Source organism: Leclercia sp. LSNIH8 (genome assembly GCF_002920195.1).
In the GTDB taxonomy this organism is placed as follows: Bacteria; Pseudomonadota; Gammaproteobacteria; order Enterobacterales; family Enterobacteriaceae; genus Enterobacter.
Genome location: NZ_PQJY01000003.1, coordinates 677,302 through 698,257, shown reverse-complemented (window position 1 = coordinate 698,257; position 20,956 = coordinate 677,302). Strand labels below are relative to the sequence as shown.

At 60.3% G+C, this 20,956-nt stretch carries 19 protein-coding genes; 10 read left to right on the top strand and 9 right to left on the bottom strand.

Features of this window, described 5'->3' with window-relative positions; translation table 11 throughout:
• Positions 1-11: 11 nt before the first annotated feature.
• Complete coding sequence (gene sppA, locus C3406_RS11840) at positions 12-1,868, bottom strand: signal peptide peptidase SppA (protein ID WP_103823813.1); 1,857 nt, start codon at positions 1,866-1,868, stop codon at positions 12-14.
• 166 nt (positions 1,869-2,034) lie between these two features.
• Between sppA and C3406_RS11835 the strand changes: the two genes are divergently transcribed.
• From C3406_RS11835 to C3406_RS11825, 3 genes are all read left to right on the top strand, one after another.
• On the top strand, positions 2,035-2,586 hold the full coding sequence (locus C3406_RS11835; RefSeq protein WP_103823814.1) for an NAD(P)H nitroreductase: 552 nt from the start codon (positions 2,035-2,037) through the stop codon (positions 2,584-2,586).
• Between the two features lie 116 nt (positions 2,587-2,702).
• A complete protein-coding gene (gene selD, locus C3406_RS11830; protein ID WP_103823815.1) occupies positions 2,703-3,746 on the top strand; it encodes a selenide, water dikinase SelD in 1,044 nt (347 codons plus the stop codon).
• Between the two features lie 4 nt (positions 3,747-3,750).
• Complete coding sequence (locus C3406_RS11825; protein WP_103823816.1) at positions 3,751-5,655, top strand: DNA topoisomerase III; 1,905 nt, start codon at positions 3,751-3,753, stop codon at positions 5,653-5,655.
• Between the two features lie 101 nt (positions 5,656-5,756).
• Here the strand turns inward: C3406_RS11825 and gdhA are convergent, their stop codons facing one another.
• The gene (gene gdhA / locus C3406_RS11820) at positions 5,757-7,100 is read right to left on the bottom strand and encodes an NADP-specific glutamate dehydrogenase (RefSeq protein ID WP_103823817.1); all 1,344 of its coding nucleotides are present in this window, start codon (positions 7,098-7,100) and stop codon (positions 5,757-5,759) included.
• A gap of 238 nt (positions 7,101-7,338) precedes the next feature.
• Here gdhA and C3406_RS11815 point away from each other — a divergent pair, with 238 nt between their 5' ends.
• Positions 7,339-7,614, top strand: a complete 276-nt coding sequence (locus tag C3406_RS11815; protein WP_103823818.1) for a YnjH family protein — start codon at positions 7,339-7,341, stop codon at positions 7,612-7,614.
• On the opposite strand, the gene C3406_RS11810 is transcribed toward C3406_RS11815, so the two are convergent.
• Positions 7,565-7,990 carry a pyrimidine (deoxy)nucleoside triphosphate diphosphatase gene (locus tag C3406_RS11810; RefSeq protein ID WP_103823819.1) on the bottom strand — a complete coding sequence of 142 codons (426 nt, stop codon included), beginning with the start codon at positions 7,988-7,990 and terminating at the stop codon, positions 7,565-7,567. The two genes, C3406_RS11815 and C3406_RS11810, sit on opposite strands and share 50 nt — an antisense overlap.
• A 66-nt stretch (positions 7,991-8,056) precedes the next feature.
• On the opposite strand from C3406_RS11810, the gene C3406_RS11805 reads away from it, so the two are divergent.
• Both C3406_RS11805 and C3406_RS11800 read left to right on the top strand, forming a co-directional pair.
• Positions 8,057-8,629, top strand: coding sequence for a carboxymuconolactone decarboxylase family protein (locus C3406_RS11805; protein WP_301563230.1), 573 nt, complete (start codon positions 8,057-8,059; stop codon positions 8,627-8,629).
• Entirely contained in the window at positions 8,622-9,254 is a 633-nt protein-coding gene (locus tag C3406_RS11800) for a CDP-alcohol phosphatidyltransferase family protein (protein WP_103823820.1), read from the top strand. Before C3406_RS11805 ends, C3406_RS11800 begins: the two co-directional genes overlap by 8 nt.
• Here C3406_RS11800 and C3406_RS11795 read toward each other — a convergent pair.
• From C3406_RS11795 to xthA, 6 genes are all read right to left on the bottom strand, one after another.
• On the bottom strand, positions 9,246-10,553 hold the full coding sequence (locus C3406_RS11795; RefSeq protein ID WP_103823821.1) for a sulfurtransferase: 1,308 nt from the start codon (positions 10,551-10,553) through the stop codon (positions 9,246-9,248). The two genes, C3406_RS11800 and C3406_RS11795, sit on opposite strands and share 9 nt — an antisense overlap.
• Positions 10,554-10,640: 87 nt before the next feature.
• On the bottom strand, positions 10,641-11,273 hold the full coding sequence (locus C3406_RS11790; protein ID WP_103823822.1) for an ATP-binding cassette domain-containing protein: 633 nt from the start codon (positions 11,271-11,273) through the stop codon (positions 10,641-10,643).
• Positions 11,273-12,808 (bottom strand): ABC transporter permease family protein, encoded by a 1,536-nt coding sequence (locus tag C3406_RS11785; RefSeq protein WP_103823823.1) that lies wholly within the window; start codon positions 12,806-12,808, stop codon positions 11,273-11,275. The genes C3406_RS11790 and C3406_RS11785 overlap by 1 nt, the downstream gene beginning before the upstream one ends.
• On the bottom strand, positions 12,781-13,944 hold the full coding sequence (locus C3406_RS11780; protein WP_476629938.1) for an ABC transporter substrate-binding protein: 1,164 nt from the start codon (positions 13,942-13,944) through the stop codon (positions 12,781-12,783). Before C3406_RS11780 ends, C3406_RS11785 begins: the two co-directional genes overlap by 28 nt.
• Before the next feature lie 21 nt (positions 13,945-13,965).
• On the bottom strand, positions 13,966-14,652 hold the full coding sequence (locus C3406_RS11775) for a TVP38/TMEM64 family protein (RefSeq protein ID WP_103823825.1): 687 nt from the start codon (positions 14,650-14,652) through the stop codon (positions 13,966-13,968).
• On the bottom strand, positions 14,653-15,462 hold the full coding sequence (xthA, locus tag C3406_RS11770) for an exodeoxyribonuclease III (RefSeq protein ID WP_103823826.1): 810 nt from the start codon (positions 15,460-15,462) through the stop codon (positions 14,653-14,655).
• Between the two features lie 444 nt (positions 15,463-15,906).
• Here xthA and astC point away from each other — a divergent pair, with 444 nt between their 5' ends.
• From astC to astB, 4 genes are read left to right on the top strand one after another with little or no spacing between them, the layout of a single operon-like run.
• Entirely contained in the window at positions 15,907-17,127 is a 1,221-nt protein-coding gene (gene astC, locus C3406_RS11765; protein WP_103823827.1) for a succinylornithine/acetylornithine transaminase, read from the top strand.
• On the top strand, positions 17,124-18,158 hold the full coding sequence (gene astA, locus C3406_RS11760; RefSeq protein ID WP_103823828.1) for an arginine N-succinyltransferase: 1,035 nt from the start codon (positions 17,124-17,126) through the stop codon (positions 18,156-18,158). The genes astC and astA overlap by 4 nt, the downstream gene beginning before the upstream one ends.
• Positions 18,155-19,642 carry a succinylglutamate-semialdehyde dehydrogenase gene (gene astD, locus C3406_RS11755; RefSeq protein WP_103823829.1) on the top strand — a complete coding sequence of 496 codons (1,488 nt, stop codon included), beginning with the start codon at positions 18,155-18,157 and terminating at the stop codon, positions 19,640-19,642. The genes astA and astD overlap by 4 nt, the downstream gene beginning before the upstream one ends.
• The gene (gene astB, locus C3406_RS11750; protein WP_103823830.1) at positions 19,629-20,954 is read left to right on the top strand and encodes an N-succinylarginine dihydrolase; all 1,326 of its coding nucleotides are present in this window, start codon (positions 19,629-19,631) and stop codon (positions 20,952-20,954) included. The genes astD and astB overlap by 14 nt, the downstream gene beginning before the upstream one ends.
• The last annotated feature ends 2 nt before the right edge of the window (positions 20,955-20,956 follow it).

The window sequence follows — 20,956 nt, the reverse complement described above, 5'->3', positions numbered from 1 at the left end:
GGGGATGAGATTTAACGTACGTTAGCGCAGGTGAGGCAGAACGCGTAGCGGTTTTGCGGATCGTTAAAGGCGGCCAGCTTGTCGCCCTCGGCTTTGACCGCTTTCGCCGCCGTGGCGACCGGAGCGGGCAGGTAAGCCTGCAGCGCGTCTGGCAGCATGGCTTTTACCGAGCCGGAGACGCTGTCCATCACGAGATCCATGAAGGTTGGCTCATCCTGATAGAAATCGACGTGCCACTGCTTCAGCTTCGCCAGTTCAGCGGCTTTGGCGACGGCATCATCGAAGTCGCCCAGGTTATCCACCAGACCGTTGCTCTTCGCATCCTGACCCGTCCAGACATGACCCTGAGCAATCTGGTCGATCTGTTCCGGGGTTCGCTTACGGGAGTCGGCCACCAGGGTGATAAAGCGCTTATAGCCGTTCTCAATGTTGAGCTGCATCATCTGCGACACTTCCGGCGGTAACGCTTTGGTCACCGCGATGTCGGCCAGCGGCGACGTGGCGACGCCATCGGTATGCACCCCCAGATAGTCGAGGCTGTTTTCAACGGTGTTAATCACCCCGAAGATGCCAATCGAGCCGGTAAGGGTGCTCGGGTTCGCCACGATGTAGTTCGCCGGGGTGGAGATCCAGTAACCCCCGGATGCCGCCATACCGCCCATGGAGACCACTACCGGTTTCCCGGCGGCGCGCGCGGCTGCCAGCTCAGCGCGGATCACTTCCGATGCGCTGACGCTGCCGCCCGGGCTGTTAACCCGCAACACAATCGCTTTCACTTTCGGGTCGAGGCGCGCGTCGCGGATCTGCGCGGCAGTGGTATCGCCCCCAACGTTGCCCGGCGTCTCTTCGCCATCCATGATCGCGCCGTTCGCGAAGACCACAGCGATGCTGTCCCCGGTATCGGCTCGTTTTTTCGCCTGATAATCATAGAAACTGATGGCGCTGTAGTTCTTCTCTTCTTTGCTCCAGCCGAACTGTTTGGTCAGGAACTTTTCAATTTCGGCGCTTGAGCCCAGGGCATCCACCAGCTTGTTATCCAGCGCATATTTCGCGGTATCGCCATCAACCTTACGCAGCCCATCCAGCACGCCCTGGGCGCCCGGGAAGACCTGCTCGGTGGTGATCTGGCGGTTAGCGGCCACGGTGCTGAGGTAGTTCTGCCACAGTTCGCCAATCCAGCGGCTGTCCGCTTCACGAGCGGCAGGGGACATATCGTCGCGGATAAATGGCTCAACGGCAGATTTATAGGTCCCGACGCGGAAGACGTGGGTGGTAACCTTCAGCTTATCAAGCAGCGATTTGTAATAGAGGCCGTTAGTGGCAAAACCGTGCAGATCGACGGCGCCCTGCGGCGAGAGCCACACTTTATTGGCAAAGCTCGCCAGATAGTATTGCCCCTGGCTGTAGTTATCGCCCACCGCAATCACCGGTTTGCCGCTGTCGCGGAATTCCCGCAGCGCTTTACCGATATACTGCATCGAAGGCTGATCCGCCCCGGCAAAATTCTTCAGATCCAGCACAATGCCGGTAATGTTGCGATCGTCCTTCGCCTGACGAATGGCGTCGACGATATCGAACAGGGAGTTTTCCTGCAGACGGTCGCCGCTGGCGCCAAACAGCTGGCGGCCCAGCACGCCAAGGCGATTGCTGGTGGATGGTTTATCCACCACCACGCCGGCGATATCCAGCAGCAGCGCGCCACGTCCGGCGCTCTGACTCTGGCTGGAGGCGCTGAGGTGCATCCAGACACCGACGCAAACTATCACAAACAGGATGAAAAAGAGGTTCATCACCAGGTTGCGGACGAAATTCAGCAGTCGCCACGTCCATTTAAAAAAGCCGGCAAACAGTCGCCAGAGGGTTCGCATGTATTCTCCCTGTCCAGATAATTACCTATTCCGTCGCTACTGGACGGCGTTGTCGGGCTATCGTAATGACCCGACCGTCACTTGTCAGCAGGAATCGCCTGCTACGCTGTAACAAAATCTGCCGTCGTGTTAATTTTGGGTAAATTTCAAGACAGGAGTTAACCCAATGGATGCACTCGAACTGCTTGTTAACCGTCGTAGCGCAGCGCGTCTGGCGGAGCCCGCGCCAGCAGGCGAACAGCTGGAGAATATTCTTCGCGCCGGAATGCGCGCCCCGGATCACGGTACCTTGCAGCCGTGGCACTTCTTTATCATCGAAGGGGAAGGGCGCGAGCGCTTCAGCACCCTGCTGGAGAAGGGCGCTGTTGCCGCCGGGCAGGATGAAAAAGCGATTGAGAAAGCCCGTAACGCACCGTTCCGCGCCCCGATGATTATCGCAGTGGTCGCGAAATGCCAGCCGCAGCACAAGGTGCCGGTGTGGGAGCAGGAGATGTCAGCGGGCTGTGCAGTGATGGCGATGCAGATGGCGGCGGTCGCCCAGGGCTATAACGGTATCTGGCGCAGCGGCGCACTGGCCGACAGCCCGGTGGTTCGCGAAGGCCTGGAGTGTGGCGCAGACGATAAAATCGTCGGTTTCCTCTATCTGGGCACCCCGCAGCTCAAAGCTTCCACCACCGTTTCCGTGCCCGACACCGTGCCTTTTGTCACCCGTTTCTGATTAATGGCATAAAACTGTCTGGATCCTGAGCAAGTGCAGCAGAATTCAGACAGTCATACTTATCACTTAATGGAATGAGCGCTAACATAGTGCAATTGTAATGAAAGGAGATTGTCATGAGCGAGCAAGCCATTCGTTTAACGCAATACAGCCATGGAGCCGGTTGCGGTTGTAAAATTTCCCCCAAAGTGCTGGAAACCATTCTGCACAGCGAGCAGGCGAAGTTTATCGACCCGAACCTGCTTGTTGGCAATGAAACCCGCGATGATGCTGCCGTCTACGATCTGGGTAACGGCACCAGCATTATCAGCACCACCGATTTCTTTATGCCGATCGTCGACAATCCCTACGACTTCGGGCGCATTGCGGCCACGAACGCCATCAGCGACATTTTTGCGATGGGCGGTAAGCCGATCATGGCGATTGCGATCCTTGGCTGGCCGATTAACACCCTGGCCCCGGAGATCGCCCGCGACGTGATCGAGGGCGGGCGTTTCGCCTGTCAGCAGGCCGGGATCGCCCTGGCGGGTGGCCACTCCATTGACGCCCCGGAGCCGATTTTTGGCCTGGCGGTGACCGGCGTGGTGCCCACGGAGCGCGTCAAGCGTAACAGCACCGCGGAAGCGGGCTGCAAGTTGTTCCTCACCAAGCCGCTGGGCATTGGCGTGCTCACCACCGCCGAGAAAAAATCGCTGCTGTTGCCTGAGCACAAAGGGCTGGCGACCGAGGTGATGTGCCAGATGAACCTTGCTGGTGCTGCCTTTGCCAACATCGAGGGGGTGAAGGCGATGACCGACGTCACCGGCTTTGGCCTGCTGGGCCACCTGAGCGAAGTGTGCCAGGGCGCAGGTGTTCAGGCACAGGTCTGGTATCAGGACGTGCCGAAGCTGTCTGGCGTGGAAGCCTACATTGCGCAAGGCGCGGTCCCGGGTGGCACACAGCGTAACTTCGCCAGCTACGGCCATCTGATGGGCGAGATGCCTGCCGAATGGCGCGATCTGCTGTGCGATCCGCAGACCTCCGGCGGCCTGCTGCTGGCCGTGACGCCAGACGCCGAAGAGGCGGTGCGCGCGACCGCCGCCGAGTACGGTATCACCCTGACCGCCATTGGCGAGCTGGTGACCGCCCGCGGTGGCCGTCCGATGATTGAGATCCGTTAATTCAATGCGGTTATTTATTGCCGAAAAACCCAGCCTCGCCCGGGCAATTGCGGATGTATTACCCAAACCGCATCGCAAGGGTGACGGCTACATTGAGTGCGGAAACGGGCAGGTGGTCACCTGGTGTATCGGCCACCTGCTGGAGCAGGCCCAGCCGGATGCCTACGACAGCCGCTATGCGCGCTGGAATCTTAACGATCTGCCCATCGTGCCGGAGAAGTGGCAGCTGCAGCCGCGCCCGTCGGTCACCAAACAGCTCAACGTCATTAAGCGGTTGCTGAACGAGGCATCCGAGGTGATCCACGCCGGTGACCCGGACAGGGAAGGGCAACTGCTGGTGGACGAGGTGCTGGATTACCTGAACCTCGCGCCGGAAAAACGCCAGCAGGTGCAGCGCTGTCTGATTAACGACCTTAACCCGCAGGCGGTAGAGCGGGCCATCACCCGTCTGCGCGCCAACAGCGAGTTTGTCCCGCTGTGCGTGTCGGCGCTGGCCCGCGCCCGCGCTGACTGGCTCTACGGCATCAACATGACCCGCGCCTATACCATTCTCGGGCGCAACGCGGGTTATCAGGGGGTGCTCTCGGTGGGCCGGGTGCAGACGCCGGTGCTGGGGCTGGTGGTGCGTCGCGACGAAGAGATCGAGAACTTTGTCGCCAAAGACTTCTTCGAAGTAAAAGCCCATATTGTCACCCCGAAGGACGAACGCTTTACCGCAGTCTGGCAGCCGAGCGAGGCCTGCGAACCCTATCAGGATGAAGAGGGACGCCTGCTGCATCGTCCGCTGGCCGATCACGTGGTGACCCGCATCCAGGGTCAGCCCGCCGTCGTCACCAGCTATAACGATAAACGGGAATCAGAACCCGCGCCGCTGCCGTTCTCCCTTTCTGCTTTGCAGATTGAGGCGGCAAAACGCTACGGCCTGAGCGCGCAAAACGTGCTCGATATCTGCCAGAAGCTGTATGAAACGCACAAACTCATTACCTACCCGCGTTCCGACAGCCGCTACCTGCCGGAAGAGCATTTCGCCGGCCGCCACGCGGTGCTGAACGCCATTGCCGTACACGCCCCCGATCTCGTGCCACAGCCGGCGGTCAACCCGGATACCCGCAACCGCTGCTGGGACGATAAAAAGGTGGATGCCCACCACGCCATTATCCCGACGGCCCGCAGTAGCAATGTCAGTCTCACGGATAACGAATCGAAGGTGTATAACCTCGTGGCCCGTCAGTATCTGATGCAGTTCTGCCCCGATGCGGTGTTCCGCAAGTGCGTCATTGAGCTGGAGATCGCCAAAGGCAAGTTTATTGCCAAGGCGCGTTTCCTCGCCGAAGCGGGCTGGCGCGCGCTGCTGGGCAATAAAGAGCGGGACGAGGAGAACGACGGCACGCCGCTGCCGGTGGTGAAAAAGGACGATGAGCTGCTGTGCGAGAAGGGCGAAGTGGTGGAGCGACAGACCCAGCCGCCGCGGCACTTTACCGACGCCACGCTGCTCTCCGCGATGACCGGTATCGCCCGCTTTGTGCAGGATAAAGATCTGAAGAAGATCCTCCGCGCCACTGACGGGCTGGGAACTGAAGCGACCCGCGCCGGGATCATTGAGCTGCTGTTCAAACGTGGTTTTCTGCATAAGAAAGGACGTTATATCCACTCAACGGATGCCGGAAGGGCGCTGATCCACTCTCTGCCGGAGATGGCCGCCAGGCCGGACATGACCGCCCATTGGGAATCGGTGCTGACCCAGATCAGTGAAAAGCAGTGTCGCTATCAGGACTTTATGCAGCCGCTGGTGGGCACGTTGTTCGATCTGATCAACCAGGCGCGAAACACGTCGGTGAGGGATTTTCGCGGTATGGTGGCGCCGGGCGGCGATAAGAAGAAAAAGTTTAAGAAGAAGAGTGCGGCGTAAAGCATTGCCGGGTGGCGGCTACGCCTTACCCGGCCTACAAAGCACGAACCGTAGGCCGGGCAAGCGCCAGCGCCGCCCGGCGTAGCATCCGCAGTGAAGGCTTAGATCACACCCTGACCCATCATCGCATCCGCCACCTTCACAAACCCGGCGATGTTCGCGCCGCGAACGTAGTTGGTCTGCTTCTCTTCCCCGCCGTACTCGACGCAGGCGTGGTGAATATCCAGCATGATGTGATGCAGACGTGCATCCACTTTCTCCGCCTTCCAGCCCATACGCGCGGCGTTTTGCGCCATCTCGAGGCCAGAGGTCGCCACGCCGCCTGCGTTAGCCGCTTTACCCGGTGCGAACAGCACGCCCGCTTCCAGGAACAGGTCGGTGGCTTCAATGGTGGTGGGCATATTGGCCCCTTCAGCCACCGCTTTCACGCCGTTGGCGATCAGCTGTCGCGCGGCATCAACATCCAGTTCGTTCTGGGTGGCGCAAGGCAGGGCGATATCTACCGGCACTGACCACGGCTGTTTGCCTTCATGGTAGGTCAGACCGAATTCACGGGCATAGTCGGCCACGCGACCGTCGCGGCTGGCTTTGATTTCGCACAGGCGCGCCAGTTTTTCGGTTGTGAAGCCCGCTTCATCCACCACGGTGCCGCTGGAGTCGGAGGCGGTAATGACGCGCGCGCCGAACTGCATCGCTTTTTCGATAGCGTACTGAGCCACGTTGCCAGAGCCGGATACGGCGACACGCATGCCCTCAAAGCTCATCCCATGACGCTTCAGCATCGCTTCAGTGAAATAGACCAGACCGTAACCGGTGGCTTCCGGGCGGATCAGGCTGCCGCCGAAGGAGAGGCCTTTCCCGGTAAAGACGCAGGCGCTGTTGTTGGAGAGTTTTTTCATCATCCCGGCCATAAAGCCCACTTCGCGTCCGCCAACCCCGATATCGCCAGCTGGGACGTCGGTGTCGGCGCCCAGGTGACGATAGAGTTCCGTCATCAGCGCCTGGCAGAAACGCATCACTTCGCCTTCGCTTTTGCCTTTTGGATCAAAATCGCTGCCGCCTTTGCCGCCGCCCATCGGCAGGGTGGTGAGGGCATTTTTAAAGGTCTGTTCAAAGCCGAGGAACTTCAGAATCGACAGGTTTACCGACGGATGGAAACGCATGCCCCCCTTGAATGGGCCGATCGCCGAGTTGAACTGTACGCGCCAGGCACGGTTAACCTGTACCTGGTTGCGGTCATCAACCCAGACCACGCGGAACTGGATCACACGCTCGGGTTCAACCAGGCGCTCAAGCAGGGACATCTGACGATAGCGGGGATTTTGTTCCAGAAATGGCCAGAGAGTGGTCATCACTTCACGGACTGCCTGAGCAAATTCGCTCTGATGCGGGTCACGCTGCTGAACACGATTCAGAAAGGAGTCAAGGGAGCAAGCCTGGTCCATAACTATAAGTTCCTCTAATATATTGGGATTATTTAATTTGTAACAAATATCTTCGTGATGTTGTGTTTTTCGACTATACCACCCGACAGGCTTTGTGACGCAAGCTAAATTTCGTCCTCAAGTTAAATTCATTAAACGCGCCGGGTCATAATAAAAAACGATGACCGAGGGGGGATTAAAGCTCCGCGCTGTTTTTACCGTTATAGTGAATATCAGAACATAACAGGAAGAAGCGTCGATGAAGCGTATTGTGATGGCTGTTTTGCTTGGGGTTTTCGCGGCTGGCAGTCAGGCCGACCAGCGGTTTGGAACCGGGGTGGATGTGAATATCCCGCCGGAGATCTTTAGCTCCAGCGGTCAGCGTCCACCGCCGTGTAACCAGTGCTGCATCTATCAGGAACAGAACTATTCAGAAGGGGCGGTGGTAAAAGCCGAGGGGGTCCTGTTGCAGTGCCAGCGCGATCCTAACGCTCTGAGTACGAATCCGCTGGTGTGGCGTCGCGTAAGAGAATAAACGCCTGTAACAAAGGGATATCCGCCGGGGCGAGGTTGTAATCCAGCGCCTCGTGCGGTGAACACCATACTAACTGGCTGTGATAGCGCGTTTCCGGCGTGCCGCTGAATTCCGCGACGTGCCAGGCGTGTAGGTTAATCAGCCGCTGCGACACTTCCCGTTGATGGCTGGCGATATACTTTGCGGGGCAGGCCTCAATGCCTAACTCCTCGCGCAGTTCACGCACTAACGCCGCGGGCTGGGTTTCCCCCGCCTCCACTTTCCCCCCGGCAAACTCCCACAGACCGGGCTGATCCGCATGCAGCGGACGCTGCGCCAGTAAAATTTTGCCATCCCGTTCGAGAATAGCGCAGACAACATCGAGTGTTTTTAGCATGGTCGTCAATAATGAATAAAAGAAAAAGAGTTAGGATCTGCGCACTTAACACGCCAGGAGCATCCTGTGAACGAGAGACCACCCGTCTGGGTTAAACCCATCGAATCCATCCCCACCATTCTAACGCCTGTCGCGGCAATGCAGAAAAAACATTATGGCGCAGTGCTTAATCCGCTGCGCTGGTGGGGAAGAATGCCCCGGCTGTTCTGGCTGGTGGCGCTGTTTGTAGGCTTTCTGGAACGCAAAAAATCGCCCCTTGAGCCGGTGCTGCGTTCGCTGCTGATGACCCGCGTCTCGCAAATTTGCCACTGCGCCTTTTGCATCGATGCCAACGCGCTGCGCCTAGCGGAACGCAGCGGCGGGCTGGATAAGGTGCAGGCCGTCGCGACATGGCGCGACAGCAGCCTGTTCAGCGAAGAAGAGCGCGCCGCGCTGGCCTATGCGGAAGCCGTTACCGCCACGCCGCCGGTGGTGGATGAGGCCACCAAAGTGGCGCTGCGCAAGTACTTCAATGACGAGGCGATTACCGAGATGACGGCGCTGATTGGTTTTCAAAATTTATCCGCCCGATTTAACGCGGCGCTGGATATCCCCTCCCAGGGATTATGCGCGATGAGAGGAGAAAAACCCGATGCTTGACCGTCACCTTCATCCGCGCATCAAGCCGCTACTCAACCGGCTGGTCGCAACCCTGGATAAACCGGGCATCACCCCGGATGGTATTACGCTGATCGGCTTTGCCATCGGGGTACTGGCGCTGCCGTTTCTGGCGCTGGGCTGGTACCTGGCGGCGCTGGTGGCCATTGTGCTGAACCGCTTGCTGGACGGGCTGGACGGTGCGCTGGCACGGCGGCGTGGATTAACCGATGCCGGAGGCTTTCTCGATATCGCCCTCGATTTTCTGTTTTATGCCCTGGTGCCCTTTGGGTTCGCGCTGGCCGATCCGGCGGTTAATGCGTTGCCAGCCGCCTGGCTGCTGTTTGCCTTTATCGGCACCGGGAGCAGTTTTTTGGCGTTTGCCGCCCTGGCCGCAAAGCACGAGATAGACAATCCAGGCTATGCCCACAAGTCGTTTTACTATCTGGGTGGCCTGACGGAGGGGACGGAAACGCTGCTGCTGTTCGTGCTCTTTTGCCTGTTCCCGGCGCATTTCGGGTGGCTGGCGTGGGTGTTTGGCGCGTTGTGCTGGCTTACCACCACAACGCGCATCTGGAGCGGGTATCTGACGCTGAAGGAGATTCAGCGCCAGCCGGGATCAGAGTGAACTGTCTGGCCCGCGTTCACCGCTCACCACCGGGTTCTGCGGATTGCTGCTCCACTCATACCAGCCGCCGTCATAGACGCCGACATTTTTCCAGCCCATCGCCCGGGCATACATAAAGGTTTCTGATGCCCGCCAGCCGGTGCCGCAGTAAAAGGCCACCTGCTGATCCGGCAGAATGTTCCACTGCTTCCACATCCTGGCGATATCATCCGCGCTGCGCATGGTGCCGTCCGGGTTATGGAAATCCTCCATATGGGTCGAGTCGCTTCCGGCGTGGCCCCAGCGGGCGCCCTGGATTTCACCTTTGGGTTTGATGTAGCTGTAGCCGCTGGTGACACCGGTAAACTCCGGCCACGAGCGAACGCTCACCAGCGAAGCGTCCTGACGATGCAGCAGGCCGCGGGCCTGTTCGGTGCTCAGCATCAGCTGCGGCTGACCAGGGATCGGTGCGCCAAAATCGGCGGCGGGTTTGACATTGTCGGGCGTGCCGCGCTCGACCGGCAGCTTCGCGTCATCCCACGCTTTCCAGCCGCCGTCCAGCAGGCGTACATCTTTCACGCCGGCATACAGCATGATCTGCGCCACGCGCGCGGCGGCGTAGACATCGCGTCCGTAGAGGATCACCGTGGTGTCATGGCGGATGCCGTGTTTCGCCAGCATCGCCTTCAGATCGGCATCAGAGACCTTGTTCCACAGCGGCTCGCTTTCCACTTCGTTGGTATCGATATAGTCCGCACCGGGAATATGGCTCAGCAGATAAAATTTCGGCGCACCCCAGGCGGCTTCAATCACTTTCCACTCGCCGGCAGGAGAGGCAGGGACCGGTTTTCCCTGCTGGAGCTGATGCAGCCACTGGGGATAGACCAGCTGTTCGAAATGGGCGAGACGCTGCAGGCGAGACGGGGTTTGCAGGGCATCATCGAGCAGGGTGATGTTGCTGAAGCCCGCTTCAGTCAGCCGCGCCTTCACGGCCTGGTTATCGCTGTCGCTGCCATATAACGCGATGGGGGTGGCCAGCGTCAGTTGATGCCGCATGGCCCAGGCTTTCAGCTGCGCCTCGGTCATGGCATCCAGCCAGTTGGCAGAGAGGTTAAGGGCCGAAGGTTCATGTCCGGATGGGCCATTCAGCGTCTGGGGCCAGCCGTTGTAAAAGGCGCTAATGCGGGTATCGATCACCGCGCCTTTCTGCTGCTGAAGCTCTGAAAGTGTGAGGGAGGGCGCCATATCAGCGGCAAAAGAAAAGAAAGAGGCGAGACCTAACGCGGCGGTCAGCGCGGTCAGTTGAGAAACACGTTTCATCGAAATGCCCGTCGTAAGAAAAAAGAGCGGTGATTGTGGCAATCCTCCCGACAAAAAACGTTGCGTTTGCGCAGGTTGCCATGGGATTCATCGCCAGTTTTCCATCACCAGCACCCGGCCCTCTGCGGAAATATCCTCTTCATCGTGGGTCACCTGAACGACGGGAATGCGCCGGGCACGCACTTCGGCAAAGACCCAGCGGCGAAACTGGTCGCGCAGCGTTTTATCCAGTCGGCTAAAGGGTTCATCAAGCAGCAGCGCCTGGGGCCGGGCCAGCAGCGCGCGCAGCAGGCTTACGCGGGCACGCTGCCCGCCGGACAGCGTGGCGGGATCGCGCTGAAAGAAACCGGGCAAATCGGCGGCATCCAGCGCCGCGATTACCTGCTGTTTACGCTGCTCCCCTTTGATGGACGCCGGAAGCGCCAGCAGCAAATTCTGTCCGACGCTGAAATGATCAAAAAGCAGTGCATCCTGAAACAGCAGACCCAGCCCGCGCTGTTCGGTGGGCTGCGTGTCGCAGCGCCGGGCGTTGATCCAAAGCTCCCCTTCGGCGTGAAAATCAGCGGGCAGGGCGCCCACCATCCAGGCAAACAGCGACGATTTGCCGCTGCCGGAAGGACCCATCAGGGTGAGAATTTCGCCGGGCACCACCGAAAAACTGACGTTGTGCAGCAGCGCCGTCTGGCGCAGTGAGAGCGAAACATCCTTAACCATCAGCATTAACGTAACCCCTGTCGAAAACGGCCAACCAGCCGGGAAAGCAAAATGCAGGCGGCGAAAACCAGCATCGGCAGCAGCAGTTGCCAGAGCGCCTGGGCTGCCAGCACCGCGCTACTGCCGCCGCTGCTGAGCGCTACCGCGTCGGTGGTGAGGGTGGCAAACCGTCCGCTCCCCAGCCACAGGGTGGGCAGATACTGCGCCACGCTGACGGAAAAGCCGACGGCAAACGCCGTCAGTGCCGGGCGGATCATCTGGGGGCATTTGATCAGCCAGAAAATTTTAAGCGATCCCCAGCCGAGGGTGCGGGCTGTCAGGATCATACGCGGATCGAGCCTGCGCCAGGCCGGTTGCATCACCAGCAGCATCCACGGCAGCACCCACAACAAATGTCCCCACAGCACGGCGACAAACTGCCCGTCCAGCTGCAACAGCAGCGCCAGCCGGTACTGCCCGGCCACCAGTGGCAGGGCGGGAAGGGCCAGCGGCAGCCAGACCCAGAAGCCCCCGCGCTGCGGGCCCCTTTCGAGCCAGAGGAGGATCATCCCCAGCGCTATCCCCGCTGAGAGCAGCCCCAGCGTCAGGCTCATCCCGGCCGTCTCCCGCGAAACGCTGGCATTTCCCGCGATCAGAACCAGCACCGCGATGCTGGCGATCCCGGCCAGGGGGAGCAGCAGGCCGCAGGCTCGCCCCAGAAGCAGCGGACGCGGCATCGGGCGCTCCCCGGAGATGGCCGGAATGGTGGTGCGCCAGCGCCGCCAGCTGATAAATATCGCGATGGCAATCAGCTCCAGCAGCAGAAGCAGGATCACGCAGACCAGCATCCCCTTCGCCTGCTGGACGCTGTCCCCCTGCGTCAGCCACTGCCACGCCAGCACTGCCAGCGTGGGAGGATTACCCGGCCCGAGGATCAGGGCCACATCCACCACCGACAGCGACCAGGCGATCACCGCCAGCATCACCGCCCCCAGCGCAGGCGCAATGGCGGGCAAGATCAGCCAGCGCAGCGCCTGCCAGCGTCCGTAACCCAGCGATCGCAGGATCGTCACCTTTTGCGCCAGCTCTTTTTCCGGCAGCGAGGCGTAAATCGCCCAGACCACAAAGGCGCTCTCCTTGACGGCGAGGGTCAGCCCCAGCCCGATCCCGTAGCGATCCACTATCGGTGAACAGAGCGAACAGAGGCGGTAGAGTTCTCCCCCTTCGGCAAATATCAGCAGCACGCTGACGGCAAACGCCACGTGCGGGATCGCCAGCAGCCACGGCAGGTGGTTGCACAGGCGTCGCCAGCGGCTGCCAGGCCACAGCGCGGCCACCACCGCGAGGGCCAGCATCAGCGCCCCGGCGGCGGCAATCAGGGTGGAAACCAGAGTGGCGGCCAGCGCCTGCGGGATCTGCGGATCGGCGGCCAGCGCCCGCCAGTTCTCAAGGGAGAAGATCGGGGGCAGCAGCAGGCCGAAGGCGGGCAGCAGCGGCAGGTACACCGCCGCCATCAGCACCCAGGCAAGCCCGCTTAGTGGGTGCCGTAACGACGCAGCCATTCCTGCTCCAGCGCATTCACCCAGGCGGCATGTGGTTCAGCGAGCGTTGGCGGAAGCTCAGCCGGCATAAACTGGCGCAATTTCTCCGCCTCTGCCGCCGGGAGTTTCTGTGGATCCAGCACAGTGGGATCGCCCCAGTTAGCCGGGTCCGCCTTGCGGATCTGTGCCTGCGGCGAGAGCAGGAAATTCGCGACAACTTTCGCCCCCGCGCTGGCGGAGGCGTTGGCCGGGATCGCCACAAAGTGTACGTTGCCGATCATCCCCTGCTGAAAACCAAAGCTGTAGCTGTCTGCGGGCAGCGCTTTGCTGGCCACTTTCTGCCGGGCGTGGGCCGGGTTAAAGGTGATCGACAGGTTTAAATTGCCGCTGGCCAGCAGGGCATCCATCCGCGCCGGTGAAGGCGGGAAGTCTTTGCCCTCGCGCCACAGATAAGGATGTAGCTTATCCAGCCAGGCCCACAGCGGAGCGGTGACCGCCGCAAAGGTGGCGCTGTCCGGCGGCTGTTTCAGCGCCTCCGGCTGGGTGGTTTGCGTCAGCAGCAGTTGTTCCAGAAACGCGGTGCCGGTAAAGTCGGGCGGCCGTGGGTAGGTGACGGTGCCGGGATGTTGCGTGGCGTACGTCAGCAGCGCCTGCGGGTCAGCCAGCGGTTGCGGCAGGCTCTTGCGGCTGGCGATAAAGGTCAGTTGCGCGCTGCCCCACGGAGACTCGGCTCCCTCGATCGGGATGGCAAAATCTTCGGTGACCGGTTTCGTGGTATCCACATAGCGCCAGTTAGGGAGCATTTGCGCCCAACCGGTCTGCAACAGCCCGGCGGTTTTGAGGGTGCGGAAGTTCTCACCGTTGACCCACAGCAGATCCACCGAACCGTTGGTTTTACGCCCGGCGCTGGCCTCGGTCTGGATGCGCTTCACCGCGTCAGCGGCATCCGCCAGACGGACAATCTTCAGGTTTATGGCGTAGTGGCTTTTCATCTCCCCGCTCACCCAGTCCAGGTAGCGGTTCACCGCCTCATCGCCGCCCCAGGCGTTAAACCAGACGGTCTGGCCGCGGGCATCCTCTTTGATTTTCTGCCAGCCGTCATCGGCCAGCGCGTGTCCTGCCATCAGCAGGCCCGTTAACAACATGCAAAAACGCACACGGCGCATAGTGCCTCTCTGTTATGAAGAAGTGCGGGAAAAGCGGGCGAACAGCCAGCGGGTGATAAGCGGCAGCAGCCCCAGTAGCGTAAAGGCAATGACCACGCCGGGGGAAAGGATATCACGCAGCGCGGCGATCTGCCCCAGCTGGTGTCCGGCATTAAGATAGACGATTGCCCCTGGCAACATGCCGAGCTGACTGACCCACCAGTAGCGCCACAATCCGATCGGGGCGATCCCGGCCAGCAGGTTGACCATAAAGAACGGAAACAGCGGCATCAGGCGCAGGGCAAAGAGGTAGAACGCCCCGTCCCGCGAGACACCGTCGTTAACCGTGCGCATTGGCCCGGCAAAACGGCGCTGCACCCAGTCCCGCAGCAGGTAGCGGCTGCTCAGCATCGCCAGCGTGGCCCCCAGCGTCGAGGCGAACGACACCAGCAGGATCCCCGGCCACAGGCCAAACAGCGCCCCGCCGAGCAGGGTCAACACCGCGGCGCCCGGCAGCGACAGGGTAGTGACCAGCACATAGAGAAGGAAAAAGAGTATGGCGCTTTGCAGCGGGGCCTGCTGGCAGTATTGCTGCAGGGCCTGATGCTGCGCCTGAAGGTTTTCCAGCGTCAGCGTTCCGGGCGGCAGTAGCTTAAAGAGAAGGGTAAAAGCGCCCAGAAGGGCGCAAATAAGCAGAACTTTACCGCGACGTACAGCCATTTACTTCACGTCGAAGGTCGCCCAGACCGGGGCATGGTCGGACGGTTTTTCCATGCTGCGAATTTCGTAGTCGATCCCGGTTTCGATGCAGCGCTCCGCCAGCGGGCTGCTTGCCAGCAGCAGATCGATGCGCAGGCCGCGGTTATCGTCAAAGCCCTTAGAGCGGTAATCGAACCATGAGAAGCGATCCTGGGTCTCCGGGTTGGCGTGGCGGAAGGTATCCACCAGACCCCAATCCATCAGACGGGCCATCCACTCGCGCTCCTCCGGCAGGAAGGAGCACTTCCCGGCGCGCAGCCAGCGCTTGCGGCTCTCTTCACCGATGCCGATATCCAGATCGGTGTGGCTGATATTCATGTCGCCCATGATCAGCACCGGATCGTCTTTCTTCAGCTCGGTTTCGAGGAAGGACTGAAGGTCCCGGTAGAACTTCTCTTTGGCCGGGAATTTCAGCGGGTGGTCACGGCTCTCGCCCTGCGGGAAGTAACCATTGATGACGGTGATGTTGCCAAGCGGCGTGGGTATTTCCGCCATGATGATGCGGCGCTGGGAATCTTCACCGTCTCCCGGGAAGCCGCGTCGCACCGAGACTGGTGTCTCTTTGGTGAGCAGCGCCACGCCGTAATGACCTTTTTGACCGTGATAGAAGACGTTGTAACCCAGTTTTGCCACCTCTTCGAGAGGGAACATATCGTCGTGAACTTTTGTCTCCTGCAGGCCAATGACGTCAGGCTGATGTTTTTCGACGATGGCCTGCAGTTGATGAGGACGGGCGCGCAGGCCGTTGATATTAAAAGAGACAAATTTCATAGTCGCTGCCAGTGCAAGGTGATTAGTGCAAGGATGGTAGCAGAATTTCCTCCCGCTGACTGCCGCCGCTGCGTATGTTCCACCCATTACTGCAACAAATCCTGCCGATAGTGCAATTTCTGCACCGTTCTTGCGCGTTACGCCCTCCGATGGCGCGTAAAAGGTATACAAATTTCGCGAGCGATCACAATTCCAGAATTATATTTTGCCTATGCATAATATTTCTGTTTTTCCTTCGGTAAAGCTGCGCTTGTTGTAAAAATATTCACTTTTTATGCAATAACAGTGAATAAATCCATGTTGTAACCTGTTGATATTTCGTTACCCCCTCCCGTTTATGCATTTTTATCGCTGGCTGGCACGAACGCTGCAATCTACATTCACAGGGCAAACACATAAATATTTAACATTTTATCAACCTTTTATTTACCGGATGAGGTCGCTATGTCTCTGTCAATTACGCGTGAAAACTTTGATGAATGGATGATGCCGGTTTACGCCCCGGCGGCTTTTATTCCGGTACGGGGAGAGGGCTCGCGCCTGTGGGATCAGCAGGGCAAAGAGTATATCGACTTCGCCGGAGGTATTGCGGTTAACGCTCTGGGCCACGCCCATTCGGCGCTGCGCCAGGCGCTGAACGACCAGGCGGCGAAGTTCTGGCACACCGGCAACGGCTACACCAACGAACCGGCGCTGCGGCTGGCGAAAAAACTGATCGACGCCACCTTCGCCGAAAAAGTGTTCTTCTGTAACTCAGGCGCTGAGGCCAACGAAGCGGCGCTGAAGCTGGCGCGTAAATATGCGCACGACAATTTTGGCAGCCAGAAAAGCGGCATCGTCGCCTTCAAAAATGCCTTCCACGGTCGCACGCTGTTTACCGTCAGCGCGGGCGGTCAGCCTTCCTATTCGCAGGATTTCGCGCCGCTGCCACCGGATATCCGCCACGCGGTCTATAACGATCTGCAGTCCGCCAGCGAGCTGATTGATGAGTCCACCTGCGCGGTGATCGTCGAGCCGATGCAGGGCGAAGGCGGCGTTGTGCCTGCCGATAAAGCGTTCCTGCAGGGGCTGCGCGAGCTGTGCGATCGCCACAACGCGGTGCTGATTTTCGATGAAGTCCAGACCGGCGTCGGGCGTACCGGTGAGCTTTATGCCTATATGCACTACGGCGTGACGCCGGATGTGCTCTCCACCGCCAAAGCGCTGGGCGGCGGCTTCCCGGTCGGGGCAATGCTCACCACCGATAAATTTGCCCGGGTGATGACCGTCGGCACCCACGGCACCACCTACGGCGGCAACCCGCTGGCATCGGCGGTGGCAAGTCAGGTGCTGGACATCATCAACACGCCGGAAGTGCTGAACGGCGTGAAGCAGCGTCACGACTGGTTTGTTGAGCGTCTTCAGGCCATTAACAGCAAAACCGGCCTGTTTAAAGAGATTCGCGGTCTGGGGCTGCTGATTGGCTGCGTGCTCACGGATGAATTCGCCGGAAAAGCTAAACTCATTTCACAGGAAGCGGCAAAAGCGGGCGTAATGGTCTTGATCGCCGGGGCTAACGTGGTGCGCTTCGCGCCTGCGCTGGTTGTCAGCGAAGAAGAGGTGCGGACCGGGTTAGATCGCTTTGCGCTGGCCTGCGAACAGGTGAAGTCCGGGGTGTCATCATGATGGTCATCCGTCCCATTGAGCGCGGGGATTTATCCGCCCTCATGCAGCTTGCCGGTAAAACAGGAGGTGGGCTGACCTCGCTTCCCGTTGATGAAAACACGCTCTCGGCGCGCATTGAGCGCTCCATCGAGACCTGGCAAGGGACGCTGCCGAAAGGCGAACAGGGCTACATGTTTGTGCTGGAAGATACCGACAGCGGAACCGTGGCGGGGATCTGCGCCATTGAGGTGGCGGTAGGTCTGAACGATCCCTGGTATAACTACCGTGTGGGCACTCTGGTGCATGCCTCGAAAGAGCTGAACGTCTACAACGCACTGCCGACGCTGTTCCTCAGCAACGATCACACCGGCAGCAGCGAACTTTGCAGCCTGTTTCTTGATCCCGACTGGCGCAAGGAGGGCAACGGCTATCTGCTCTCCAAATCGCGATTTCTGTTTATGGCCGCCTTCCGCGATCGCTTTAACGAAAAAGTGGTGGCCGAGATGCGCGGCGTCATCGACGAAACCGGCTTCTCGCCGTTCTGGAAAAGCCTGGGCGAGCGCTTCTTCTCCATGGAGTTCAGCAAGGCCGACTACCTGTGCGGCACCGGGCAGAAAGCCTTTATTGCCGAGCTGATGCCAAAACATCCTATCTACACCCATTTCCTCAGCCCCGAGGCGCAGGCGGTAATTGGCGAGGTCCATCCGCACACCGCTCCGGCGCGGGCGGTGCTGGAAAAAGAGGGCTTCCGCTACCGTAACTATGTCGACATCTTCGACGGCGGTCCGACGCTGGAGTGTGATATCGACCGGGTGCGGGCGATCCGTAAAAGCCGTCTGGTGGAGGTGGCCGAGGGGCAGCCCGCGCCGGGCGAATTTCCGGCCTGCCTGGTGGCGAACGAACAATATGACAGCTATCGCGCCACGCTGATCCGCGTGGACCCCGAATGTGAACGTCTGGTGCTGACCGCAGCGCAACTGGATGCCCTGAAATGTTGCGCTGGCGATCGTATTCGCATGGTGCGTCTGTGCCCCGAGGAGAAAACGGTATGAACTTATGGATTAACGGTGACTGGGTAACCGGCGAAGGTGAACTTCGCAGCAAACACAACCCGGTGGGGCAGGAGAGATTATGGCAGGGAGCGGATGCCAGTCCCGGGCAGGTTGAGCAGGCGTGCCGCGCCGCGCGCGCCGCGTTCCCCGGCTGGGCGAAGCTGCCGTTCAGCGCTCGCCAGGCCATCGTGGAGAAATTTGCCACCCTGCTGGAGACGAATAAGCAGGAGCTGACCAGCATTATTGCCCGCGAAACCGGCAAACCGCGCTGGGAGGCGGCAACCGAAATTACCGCGATGATCAACAAGGTCGCCATTTCAATCAAGGCGTACCACACCCGCACCGGCGAACAGCGTACCGAGATGGCGGACGGGGCCGCCACGCTGCGCCACCGTCCGCACGGCGTGCTGGCGGTGTTCGGTCCCTATAACTTCCCCGGCCACCTGCCGAACGGCCACATCGTGCCCGCCCTGCTGGCGGGTAATACGGTGATCTTCAAGCCGAGCGAGCTGACGCCCTGGAGCGGCGAGGCGGTGGTCAAACTGTGGGAGCAGGCCGGGCTGCCGCCGGGGGTGCTCAACCTGGTGCAGGGCGGGCGCGAAACCGGTCAGACGCTGAGTGCGTTGAGCGACATTGACGGGCTGCTGTTTACCGGCAGCGCCGGCACCGGCTATCAGCTGCACCGCCAGCTGGCCGGGCAGCCGGAAAAAATTCTCGCCCTCGAGATGGGGGGCAACAATGCGCTGATCGTTGACGATCCGGCAGATATCGATGCCGCGGTCCACCTGACCATCCAGTCGGCCTTTATTACCGCCGGGCAGCGCTGTACCTGCGCCCGTCGGCTGCTGGTCAAACGGGGCGCTGAAGGGGATGCTTTCCTGGCCCGTCTGGTTGAGGTGAGTGGGCGGCTGCTGCCGGGCGAGTGGGATGCCAGCGACCAGCCGTTCATCGGCGGGCTGATTTCCGAACAGGCGGCAAAAAATGTCTATCACGCCTGGCGGGAACATGTCGCCCGCGGCGGCCAGTCGCTGCTCGAGCCGCGGCTGGTGAAGGCGGGAACCTCTTTATTAACCCCGGCAATCGTCGAGATGACTGGCGTGAGCGGTGTGCCGGACGAAGAGGTCTTCGGCCCGCTGCTCTGCGTCTGGCGCTATGACGACTTTGACCAGGCCATCGCGATGGCAAACGCCACGCGCTACGGCCTGTCATGTGGGCTGATCTCCCCGGATCGTGAGAAATTTGATCAGCTGCTGCTGGAGGCACGCGCCGGGATCGTCAACTGGAACAAACCTCTCACCGGCGCGGCCAGTACCGCCCCGTTTGGCGGGGTGGGCGCCTCCGGCAACCATCGTGCCAGCGCCTGGTATGCGGCAGACTACTGCGCCTGGCCGATGGCAAGCCTGGAGACGCCGGCCATCGTCCTGCCGGAGCAGCTGAATCCGGGCCTCGATTTTACACGGGAGAAGCGTCATGAAAGCGCGTGAAGTTAACTTCGACGGGCTGGTGGGGTTAACCCACCACTATGCCGGACTGTCGTTCGGCAATGAGGCCTCCACAAAACACCGTTTTCAGATCTCCAACCCGCGGCTGGCGGCAAAGCAGGGGTTGTTAAAAATGAAGGCGCTGGCGGATGCGGGTTTTCCTCAGGCGGTGATCCCGCCGCAGGAGCGGCCTAACGTCCCCGTCCTGCGCCAGCTCGGGTTTACCGGCAGCGACGAGCAGGTAGTGGAGAAAGCGGGCACCCAGATGCCGCAGCTGCTCTCTGCCGCCAGTTCGGCCTCCTCCATGTGGGTTGCCAACGCCGCGACGGTGGCCCCCTCCGCAGATACCCTCGATGGAAAAGTGCATCTGACGGTGGCGAACCTGAACAACAAGTTCCACCGCGCCAGTGAAGCTGGCACTACGGAACAGGTGCTGCGGGCTATTTGCCGCGATGAGTCCCGATTCAGTGTCCATACAGCGCTGCCGCAGGTGGCGATGTTCGGCGACGAAGGGGCGGCTAACCATAACCGTCTTGGCGGCGATTATGGCGAGCCGGGTTTGCAGCTGTTTGTCTATGGTCGTGATGAGGGGACAGGCCCCGCGCCTGCCCGTTACCCGGCCCGTCAGACCCTGGCCGCAAGCCAGGCCGTTGCCCGCCTGAATCAGGTCAATCCGGGCCAGCTGATGTTTGCCCAGCAAAACCCGCTGGTGATCGACCAGGGGGTGTTCCATAACGACGTGATTGCGGTCTCGAATCGCCAGGTGCTGTTCTGCCACGAGCAGGCGTTTGTTCAGCAGTCAGCGCTGCTGCACGCCCTTGGCAATCGCGTGCCCGGATTTATGCCGATTGAGGTGCCGACGGAAGCCGTTTCGGTGCAGGATGCGGTGGCAACCTATCTCTTTAACAGCCAGCTGCTGAGCCGTGACGACGGCAGCATGATGCTGGTGCTACCCCAGGAGTCGCAGAACCATCCTGGCGTCTGGCGCTATCTGAATCAGCTGGTGGCAGAGGATAACCCCATCAGCGAGCTGCGGGTGTTCGATCTGCGCGAAAGCATGGCCAACGGCGGCGGTCCGGCCTGTCTGCGCCTGCGCTTGGTGCTCACCCCTGAGGAGCAGCGGGCGGTTAACCCGGCGGTGATGATGAACGATACCCTGTTCAACACGCTTAACGACTGGGTGGATCGCTACTATCGCGATCGGTTGACCCAGGCCGACCTGATCGATCCGCAGCTTTTACGAGAAGGGCGCGAAGCGCTGGATGCGCTGACCCGCATTCTGCAACTGGGCTCCGTCTATCCGTTCCAGCAATAAAG

What these genes read in the sequence shown, in the direction of transcription:
- astD (WP_103823829.1), top strand. Translation starts at nt 18,155, where the DNA reads ATGAACTTATGGATTAACGGTGACTGGGTAACCGGCGAAGGTGAACTT.
- sppA (WP_103823813.1), bottom strand. Translation starts at nt 1,868, where the DNA reads ATGCGAACCCTCTGGCGACTGTTTGCCGGCTTTTTTAAATGGACGTGG.
- C3406_RS11835 (WP_103823814.1), top strand. Translation starts at nt 2,035, where the DNA reads ATGGATGCACTCGAACTGCTTGTTAACCGTCGTAGCGCAGCGCGTCTG.
- C3406_RS11790 (WP_103823822.1), bottom strand. Translation starts at nt 11,273, where the DNA reads ATGCTGATGGTTAAGGATGTTTCGCTCTCACTGCGCCAGACGGCGCTG.
- astA (WP_103823828.1), top strand. Translation starts at nt 17,124, where the DNA reads ATGATGGTCATCCGTCCCATTGAGCGCGGGGATTTATCCGCCCTCATG.
- gdhA (WP_103823817.1), bottom strand. Translation starts at nt 7,100, where the DNA reads ATGGACCAGGCTTGCTCCCTTGACTCCTTTCTGAATCGTGTTCAGCAG.
- astB (WP_103823830.1), top strand. Translation starts at nt 19,629, where the DNA reads ATGAAAGCGCGTGAAGTTAACTTCGACGGGCTGGTGGGGTTAACCCAC.
- C3406_RS11795 (WP_103823821.1), bottom strand. Translation starts at nt 10,553, where the DNA reads ATGAAACGTGTTTCTCAACTGACCGCGCTGACCGCCGCGTTAGGTCTC.
- C3406_RS11815 (WP_103823818.1), top strand. Translation starts at nt 7,339, where the DNA reads ATGAAGCGTATTGTGATGGCTGTTTTGCTTGGGGTTTTCGCGGCTGGC.
- C3406_RS11825 (WP_103823816.1), top strand. Translation starts at nt 3,751, where the DNA reads ATGCGGTTATTTATTGCCGAAAAACCCAGCCTCGCCCGGGCAATTGCG.
- selD (WP_103823815.1), top strand. Translation starts at nt 2,703, where the DNA reads ATGAGCGAGCAAGCCATTCGTTTAACGCAATACAGCCATGGAGCCGGT.
- C3406_RS11800 (WP_103823820.1), top strand. Translation starts at nt 8,622, where the DNA reads ATGCTTGACCGTCACCTTCATCCGCGCATCAAGCCGCTACTCAACCGG.
- xthA (WP_103823826.1), bottom strand. Translation starts at nt 15,462, where the DNA reads ATGAAATTTGTCTCTTTTAATATCAACGGCCTGCGCGCCCGTCCTCAT.
- C3406_RS11775 (WP_103823825.1), bottom strand. Translation starts at nt 14,652, where the DNA reads ATGGCTGTACGTCGCGGTAAAGTTCTGCTTATTTGCGCCCTTCTGGGC.
- astC (WP_103823827.1), top strand. Translation starts at nt 15,907, where the DNA reads ATGTCTCTGTCAATTACGCGTGAAAACTTTGATGAATGGATGATGCCG.
- C3406_RS11785 (WP_103823823.1), bottom strand. Translation starts at nt 12,808, where the DNA reads ATGGCTGCGTCGTTACGGCACCCACTAAGCGGGCTTGCCTGGGTGCTG.
- C3406_RS11810 (WP_103823819.1), bottom strand. Translation starts at nt 7,990, where the DNA reads ATGCTAAAAACACTCGATGTTGTCTGCGCTATTCTCGAACGGGATGGC.